The sequence below is a fragment of the Kitasatospora sp. NPDC088779 genome, assembly GCF_040685395.1.
Taxonomy (GTDB): domain Bacteria; phylum Actinomycetota; class Actinomycetes; order Streptomycetales; family Streptomycetaceae; genus Kitasatospora.
In genome coordinates this window covers 284,711-292,335 of record NZ_JBFBHW010000005.1, presented here as the reverse complement: position 1 = coordinate 292,335, position 7,625 = coordinate 284,711, and the positions used below count along the sequence as shown (strand labels likewise).

General features: G+C 69.2%; 7 protein-coding genes and 1 tRNA gene. 6 read left to right on the top strand and 2 right to left on the bottom strand.

Annotation, left to right across the window (positions count from 1 at the left end; all coding sequences use genetic code 11):
* Positions 1 to 366 precede the first annotated feature (366 nt).
* The 4 genes from AB0P03_RS06875 to AB0P03_RS06860 all read left to right on the top strand — a co-directional run bounded on the left by AB0P03_RS06875 (position 367) and on the right by AB0P03_RS06860 (position 2,987).
* Positions 367 to 1,272 carry a helix-turn-helix transcriptional regulator gene (locus AB0P03_RS06875; RefSeq protein WP_363627997.1) on the top strand — a complete coding sequence of 302 codons (906 nt, stop codon included), beginning with the start codon at positions 367 to 369 and terminating at the stop codon, positions 1,270 to 1,272.
* On the top strand, positions 1,232 to 1,366 hold the full coding sequence (locus tag AB0P03_RS06870) for a DUF397 domain-containing protein (protein ID WP_363627996.1): 135 nt from the start codon (positions 1,232 to 1,234) through the stop codon (positions 1,364 to 1,366). The genes AB0P03_RS06875 and AB0P03_RS06870 overlap by 41 nt, the downstream gene beginning before the upstream one ends.
* Positions 1,367 to 1,512: 146 nt before the next feature.
* Positions 1,513 to 2,841: a hypothetical protein gene (locus AB0P03_RS06865; protein WP_363627995.1), complete on the top strand. Its 1,329-nt coding sequence runs from the start codon at positions 1,513 to 1,515 to the stop codon at positions 2,839 to 2,841.
* Positions 2,842 to 2,903: 62 nt separating this feature from the next.
* Positions 2,904 to 2,987, top strand: a tRNA-Leu gene (locus AB0P03_RS06860).
* 241 nt (positions 2,988 to 3,228) lie between these two features.
* On the opposite strand, the gene AB0P03_RS06855 is transcribed toward AB0P03_RS06860, so the two are convergent.
* Positions 3,229 to 3,900 carry a TetR/AcrR family transcriptional regulator gene (locus AB0P03_RS06855; RefSeq protein WP_363627994.1) on the bottom strand — a complete coding sequence of 224 codons (672 nt, stop codon included), beginning with the start codon at positions 3,898 to 3,900 and terminating at the stop codon, positions 3,229 to 3,231.
* Between the two features lie 140 nt (positions 3,901 to 4,040).
* Here AB0P03_RS06855 and AB0P03_RS06850 point away from each other — a divergent pair, with 140 nt between their 5' ends.
* Together AB0P03_RS06850 and AB0P03_RS06845 are read left to right on the top strand one after the other, a co-directional pair.
* Positions 4,041 to 4,844, top strand: coding sequence for an alpha/beta hydrolase (locus AB0P03_RS06850; RefSeq protein WP_363627993.1), 804 nt, complete (start codon positions 4,041 to 4,043; stop codon positions 4,842 to 4,844).
* Between the two features lie 288 nt (positions 4,845 to 5,132).
* Positions 5,133 to 5,957 (top strand): alpha/beta hydrolase, encoded by an 825-nt coding sequence (locus AB0P03_RS06845; protein ID WP_363589144.1) that lies wholly within the window; start codon positions 5,133 to 5,135, stop codon positions 5,955 to 5,957.
* A gap of 424 nt (positions 5,958 to 6,381) precedes the next feature.
* On the opposite strand, the gene AB0P03_RS06840 is transcribed toward AB0P03_RS06845, so the two are convergent.
* Entirely contained in the window at positions 6,382 to 7,365 is a 984-nt protein-coding gene (locus AB0P03_RS06840; RefSeq protein WP_363589146.1) for a hypothetical protein, read from the bottom strand.
* Between the last annotated feature and the right edge of the window lie 260 nt (positions 7,366 to 7,625).

The window sequence follows — 7,625 nt, the reverse complement described above, 5'->3', positions numbered from 1 at the left end:
CCGAGGAGGAGTTCGGCGGTGTCGCGGTAGCGGTCGCCGGTGGGGAGGGCGGCGAGGTAGGCGCGGAGCAACTGCCGGGCGACGGGGGTGGATTCCGTGCGGGAGTCCAGGCGCGCGGCGAACGTGCGGGGGCGGGGAGCGGTACGGATTTTGAGCATGGCGGGGCACCTCAGGGGGCGGATGGGGGCGTGCGAAGGGAGTGCGACGTAACGCTATGCACGCAAAAGATCGCTCTCAGGTATCAATCATCGGGGTGCCGGAGTTACGGTGGCGACCAAATCCGTGTGGAGAGAGCGGTGGCACCTGAGGGGGAAACGCGTGGCACATCGGCGTCTTGAGAGCGGACCTACGTCTAGCCCGGCGGAGATGTTCGGCGAAGCGCTTCGTTTTGCACGGGAGCAGGCTGGCTACACGCAGGAAGGCCTGGGCAGACTCCTGCACTGTCACCGGACGGCGATCACCCGCTGGGAGGGCGGCAGGCGGCCGATGGATCGGGACACCGTGGAGAGAGTTGACGCTGCACTCGCCATGGGGGGCCTGCTGGTTCGGCTGTGGGAGCGGGTGGACTGGCATGCGGACATCGAGCACCCTGACTGGTTCCAGAAGTACGTGGAGCTGGAGGAGGAGGCCGTGGCGATTCGGGTATTTCAGTACCACCGAATCAATGGCCTATTGCAGTGCGAGGAGTACGCGCATGCGGTCTTCTCGAACGGAAGCGGCCGTGAGAATCCGGAGTTGGTGGCTGAGCGAGTCGCAGCGCGACTGAGCAGGCAGGATCGATTCCTGGCGTCCGATGGCCCGATGTTGCTCGTGGTCCTCCATGAGAGCGCCATCCGCAGTGTCTACGGCGGCCCCGGAGTGATGTGGAAGCAGATGGAGCACCTTCTCGCCCTGGGTGAGCGGCCGAACATCAGCATTCAGGTGGCGCCCTTCAATCTCCCGAGCACCCGGCTTCCTGCTACGTCCGTGTTCCTGCTGCAGATGCCGGATGGGAAGGAGTGGGTCTACTCGGAGAGTCTCTATCGAGGGCACTTCAGTGATGCACCGTCAATCATTGCGGAGCACCGGCGGGATCTTGACTTTCTGCGCGGAGATGTACTCTCGGTGGGCGACTCTCGTGCACTGATCGCCGACGCAATGGAGAGGTATCGGTATGACGAGCAGCGAGCCCGGCGTGACCGGGTGGCGGAAGAGCAGCTACAGCGCGGATCACGGGGGCGAGTGCATCGAGGTGGCCCCCGGGTTCCTTCCCGACGTGATCCCCGTCCGTGACTCCAAGGATCCCGACGGCCCGGCCCTCGTCTTCCCCGCCGCCTCCTGGGACTCCTTCATCGCCGCCGTCCGGGCCGGGGACTTCCCTGCCTGACCGGTCAGTTCCGATCGCCTGGCAACCCCTCTCGAACAACTTCGACCACTCTGCGTGTTCTGTCGATGCGGTGCGTAACTGTGCAGTTACAGTCACCCGCAGTGCACGAGTGGTCCCTGTTCGACCCAACAGAGGCGGTAGCAGTCATGGCACCAGAACCCCGTATCGACGTAGCGCCGACGGCCCTCAGTGAAGGTCAGGCGGAGCCCAGCAAGGCCGAGTTGGCGGAGATCGCCAACTCGCTCACGCCCGGCGTCTGGTTCACCAGCGCGCTGTCGGGCGAGGTCGCCGGTCGCGCCGCCGACGTGACGTGGGAGCTGACCGGCTCGCCCTACGAGGGGCAGACGGCGACCGGGCAGGCGGCGGTCTACTACGCCAACCCGAAGTTCGGCCTCCGCAAGCCGTTCCTCTTCGCGGACGGCTTCAACTACGGCCCGAGCGACCTCCCTGGCCTCTTCGCCTACTTCAACACCGTCGCCGACGGCGGGCCGGGCCTCTTCGACCAACTGCTCAGTGCGGGCTACGACATCGTCCTGGTCGGTTTCACGGAGCGCCACACCCACATCCAGGCCAACGCCGAGGTCGCGATCGCGGCCATCCTCCGGGCCATCGCCGAGCGCAAGGGCGACGAGCGGCTGACCGTCGGTGGGGTGAGCATGGGCGGCATCATCACCCGCTACGCGCTCGCCAAGCTGGAGACGGCGACCGTGGACCACGAGACGGCGACGTACCTCTCCTTCGACTCCCCGCACAACGGCGCCTGGATCCCGCTGATCCTCCAGCAGATGGCCTACTTCTTCGAGGGCTTCACCCCGGCCGGCCCGGACGGCGTCAAGCAGGCCGACCTGATCCGCAGCCCCGCCGCCCAGCAGCTGCTCTGGGCGTGGGTCGAGAACTCGAAGTACGAGGGCCCGGTGGCCACCTCCAGCCGGCTGCGCAAGGAGTTCCTCGCCGATCTCGACCGGGTCGGCAACTTCCCGCAGATCCCGCGCAAGCTCGGTGTCTCCAACGGTCGGCGCGACGGCGTCGGCCTCCCGCTGCCGGCGGGCGAGGTGGCGTTCGACTGGCAGGCCCTGTTCGCCAGTGCCACGGCCCGCTTCCAGCCGAACAAGGGCGAGAAGCAGCCGGTCGGCGGCATGCACCTCGCCCTCACAGTGCGCCGCAGCACCACCACCGAGGTCCCGGCGCTGGACGCCGTCCCCGGCGGCACCCTGGACTCCTTCGGCAAGGTCGCGACCGCCCTCAAGGCGAAGATCTCCGAGGAGTACCGCAGCGGCACCTTCGTCCCGGCCGTCAGCGCGGTGGCGCTGGACTTCGACCCGGTGAAGTGGGACGTCGACCCGGCCGCCGCGATCACCGACGCCGCCCTGGAGAACGCACACCTGGACGCCGTGAAGTTCGACGACGCCAACACCGAGCACAGCCACGTCTCCCGCGTGCTGGTCGACTGGATCGTCGAGCAGCTCGCCCGCTGACGCCTCCCACCTGGTTCGGAGCACCCCCGCGGATGGGCTAAGCTATTCCACATCACCCAGATGCGCGGGTGGCGGAATAGGCAGACGCGCTGGATTCAGGTTCCAGTGCCCGAAAGGGCGTGGGGGTTCAACTCCCCCCTCGCGCACATAGGTCAACCGACCCAATGCGGCCGGTCAACCCGACAGTATGTCGGGTTGACCGGCCGTTTTGCTGTCGATGCATGCGTTCGGCCCCTCGCTTGGTTGCGAGGGGCCGTTGGTGCTTTGGCTGGTCAGGTGGGGTTTGTGGGGTGGGGTGGGTTAGGTGGTGGTGTGGTGAAGCACGCGCGAAATCACCGAACACCCGTGTGACCTCGGACCGGTTGAGCAACTCGACAGTCACGGACATCACCGGGTCGCGACCGGCGACCCATCGTCCGAGAACCGGCCGGCTGCCTCCTGTCGCGGCATTGAGGACAGTCGACGTCGAGGCAGGCCAGTCCGGGGCGCGTCGGCTCCCGCGTGGGCCTGCTCCAGGACGGCGGCCACCGCCCCGGACAGCGCGCTCCGTGCGGCCTGGGGCGTGGTGAAGCGGCTGTGGTTCATCGCACCGTGGCGCAGGATCAGCAGCGTGTCGGCCGCGCCCTCCGGGTCCGGGTGGCCGACGGCGGTGAGGAGTTCCAGCAACCGCGCGCGGAACCAGTCCATGTGTTCCTGGATGGCCTGGCTGACGGGATGGTGCGGGTCGGGGTAGTCGGCGGCGGCGTTGATGAGCGGGCAGCCGCGGAAACCCGGTGCGCAGAACTGCTCCGCGATCCCCGCGAACAGGGCCTCGACCGTCTCCCGCGGGGAGCGCCCGGTCGCCGCGGCGGCTTCGCGGAACGCCCGGTCGTGCTCGCGGACGTAGGCGAGGACCACCTCGTCCTTGGACGGGAAGTGCCGGTAGAAGGTCGCGTTGGCGACCGCCGACTCGCGGATCAGCTGGTCGATGCCCACCCCGCGCACGCCCTGCGCGTAGAAGAGCCGCATCGCCGCGGCCAGGATGCGCTCCCGGGGCGGACTGGAGTCCTTCGTCGTCATGACTTGACGCTAACAGAAGGAACGTTCTACCTTGAGTTGGCAGAGAGAACGCTTCTTCTACTTCACTGGCTGGACCGCCGTGCCCCGGCCGGCCACCACCCCAGACCCCCGAACCCCCCTTCGCCAGGAGAGACCCCGCCATGCCCAGCAACCGCACCCCGGTCATGTTCATCCACGGCCTCTGGCTGCACTCCACGAGCTGGCAGGGCTGGGCCGACCGGTTCCGCGACGCCGGCTACGAACCGATCCTCCCCGAATGGCCCGGCGTCCCCGCCACCGTCGCCCAGGCCCGTAGGAACCCCGACCCCCAGGGCGGAATCGGCCTCGCCGAGATCTCCGCCCACCACGCCCGCATCATCCGCGACCTCGACACCCCGCCCGTCCTCGTCGGCCACTCCGTCGGCGGCTTCATCGCCCAACACCTCCTCGGCCAGAACCTCGCCCAGGCCGCCGTCGCGATCTGCCCCGGCCAGATCAAGGGCGTCAAAGCCGTCGGCCCCGCCCAGGCCAAGTCCGCCTTCGCCTTCCTGCGCAACCCCGGCAACACCAAGCGCGCCGTCTCACTCAACCCCGAGCAGTTCCGCTACGCGTTCGCCAACGCCGTCTCCCAGCAGGAATCCGACCAGCTCTTCGACGAATGGACCATCCCCAGCCCCGCCCGCCCCCTCTTCCAACTCGCCCTGAGCAACTTCGCCCCGCACTCCCCCGCCAAGGTCGACACCCACAACCAGAACCGCGGACCGCTCCTCCTCCTCTCCGGCAAACTCGACCACACCGTGCCCGACGTCCTCACCCGCTCCACCCACAAGCAGTACCGCAAGTCCCCCGCCGTCACCGACTACCACCGCTTCGACGACCGCGGCCACTCCCTCACCGTCGACCACGGCTGGACCGAACTCGCCGACCACACCCTCACCTGGCTCAACCAGCACCACATCGGCTGAGCAGGCGGCACCGCCCCCAGGTGCGGCGCCCTGCCCCGCGTGCCACGGGCAACGGCATCAAGGTGACGCCACGCGTCGAACCGCCGGACCGCCTCCCGGGGTTGGTCGAGCGGACCCACGCCTGCCGCCCGCACTCCAAGCCGGCCCACGGCAACATCCCGGCCCCTCCGGCCGTCGAGTAGCCGCTTCCGTTGACCGACGGCGGTGCGCGCCACGCTGCGCACCCACCGTTTTCCCCCTACGCCCGGCCGCCTTCCCGGCCAGGTCATCTCCTCCCTAAGGAACATCATGCGTAATCGCCGTGTCCGTGTACGTACCGTGGCCCTCGCGGCAGTCGGGGCAGCCCTTCTCGGGGCCACCCTGACCCCCCTCGCGTCGGCCGACTCCGGCCCGGCCAAGGCGAAGCCGACCGTCGTGCTGGAGCACGGAGCGTTCGCGGACGCCTCCGGCTGGAACGGCGTGGCCAAGCGCCTCCAGCACGACGGCTACACCGTCATCGCTCCCGCCAACCCGCTGCGCGGACTGCCCGAGGACTCCGCTTACCTCACCAGCGTCCTCAAGAGCGTCCAGGGGCCGGTCGTGCTCGTCGGCCACTCCTACGGGGGCGCCGTCATCACCCAGGCCGCCGCCGGCAACCCCCAGGTCAAGGCACTGGTCTACATCGCCGCGCTGATGCCCGAGAAGGGAGAGGTCCTCGGCGCGCTGACCGCGAGGTCCACTCAGGCGCAGTTGCAGCCCGCGCTCAAGCCCGTCCCGTACGCCAACGCCGACGGCACCGGCGGGACCGACCTGTACATCGATCCCGCCCGGTTCCACGACGTCTTCGCAGCCGACGTCCCCACTTCCGAGACCAACCTCATGGCGGCCGAGCAGCGGCCCGTCACCGCCGCCACCTTCGCCTCCACCGCCAGCGCCGCCGCCTGGCACACGATCCCCTCGTGGGCCATGATCGCCACCCAGGACAAGACCCTGGGCGCGGACGTGGAGCGCTTCGAGGCCAAGCGCGCCGGCTCCCACACCGTGGAGGTCGACAGCTCACACGTCGCGATGATCTCCCACCCCGCGGCCGTCACCCACCTCATCGAGGACGCCGCCCGCTCCACCTCCCACTAGCCTCACACTTCGTGACGGTCCGCCGAATTCACCTCATCCGGCGGGCCGTTCGGCTTGTCGAGGTCATAGCGGGCGGGCGGCCCGGCCGTCGCGCCGAGTGGGCGCTCAGGAGTGGGGCGACGGTGTAACGGGCGTGGGCCCCGGCCCACGTGTTCTCGGCCACGAGCGCCGGGGCGGCGGGCAGGTCGAGGCAGTCGCCGCAGGCAGAGCTGCGAGGTGTTCCCTTGCTGGTCCCTCTATCCCATGTAGAGGGACCAGCAAGGGAGTAGCGGTGAGCGAGGGGGACATGGCGGACGCGGCCCTGCCCGTGAGGCTGCGCGTCGTGCCGATGCTCTGCGCATCGAGTCGGAGATGTGGTGTCGGCCGGCCTGGCGGGCGTGCGGTCACCGTGGCTGCCGCTGGGCGTGGCTGCGCTGGTCGTGGGTCAGGTGGTCTTGGTGCGCTGGTCGCGCTGGTGGCGCCAGGTGGCCATCTGGCCGTAGATGCGGATGCGGGCGCGGGCGACGGCGCCGATCGGCCGGTGGTCCTGGAGTGCGTGGGCGATGCTGAAGGTGAGTTCCTCGGCGAGCTGGTTGCGGGCGGCGGTGCGGAACTCCTGCCGGGGGATGGTGACGGTGGCGACCTTCACCAGCGGGGCCTGGTCCGTGCCCCATGCGACGGCGATGTCCTCGACGGGCATGGTGTCGGGGTCGGTGCGCAGTTGGACCATGAAGTCGAAGGTGGCGTCAGTCTGGGTGAGGTGCTCCTGGAGGTGGTCGCCGAGGTAGTGGTCCTGGTGCTTCTCGCGCCCCGGGCTGGTGTACGTCGAGGTCGGCACGAGGACGTACTTGACGACCTGGTCGGGGCCGAGCAGCGAGGCGGTGTTGCTCCAGTAGTGGATGTCGGCGGGTGAGGTGGGGGTGATGACCGCCTTGGCCAGGCCGGCGAGGACGTGCGGGTGGCTGGTGAGCATCTTGGCGGCGAACTTGGCCGGTTCGAGGGTGATGACGTCGTGGAACAGCTTGACGGTGCCGAGCGGGATGGCGGGGGTGTTGAGCAGGATGAAGTCCTGGGTGGTGGGCTCGTCGCTCTCGGGGATGCGTTCGCCGGGCACGTCGTGCAGTTTGATGGCGGCGCCGCGCAGGTCCTTGACGTCGTCGGACTGCGGTTTGCCGTTGCCGCTGGAGAAGCGCAGCCACCCCTCGTAGGTGTGCGGCCGGGCGAACACGCCGACGCGCAGGTTGGCCGGCAGGTCGGGCTCGACCGCGAAGGTGATCTTCACGAGCCCGGTGTGCTTGGCGTGGGCGGCCCGGCCTGTGGCGCCGGGCGGGTAGTCCTTCTCCTGCTGCCGGTTCATGGCCTCGATCATCTCGGCCACGAGTGCGTCCTCGTTCGGTTCGGGCGTCTCGAACCTGGTCAGTGCGCTCATGCGGGAGTCCTTCCGGAAGGTGGCGCGGGGGCTGCCTTGGCGCTATCAGGCTGCGGGCCGCCGGAGCACGGGCGCCACGCGAGGGGGCCGCGACGGGGCCAGGTGGCCGACATCAGGCCGCCGCCGACTGGTTCGGGTGCGGATCGCCCGCGCGAGCCGACCCATGCCACGCCACTTGGAGTGTTCATGTGGGCACTCAGTGTCATTGGAATGCTGTGGCGTGGGGCCCTCCAGTGATCACGCCCGACTGGAACGGAGGC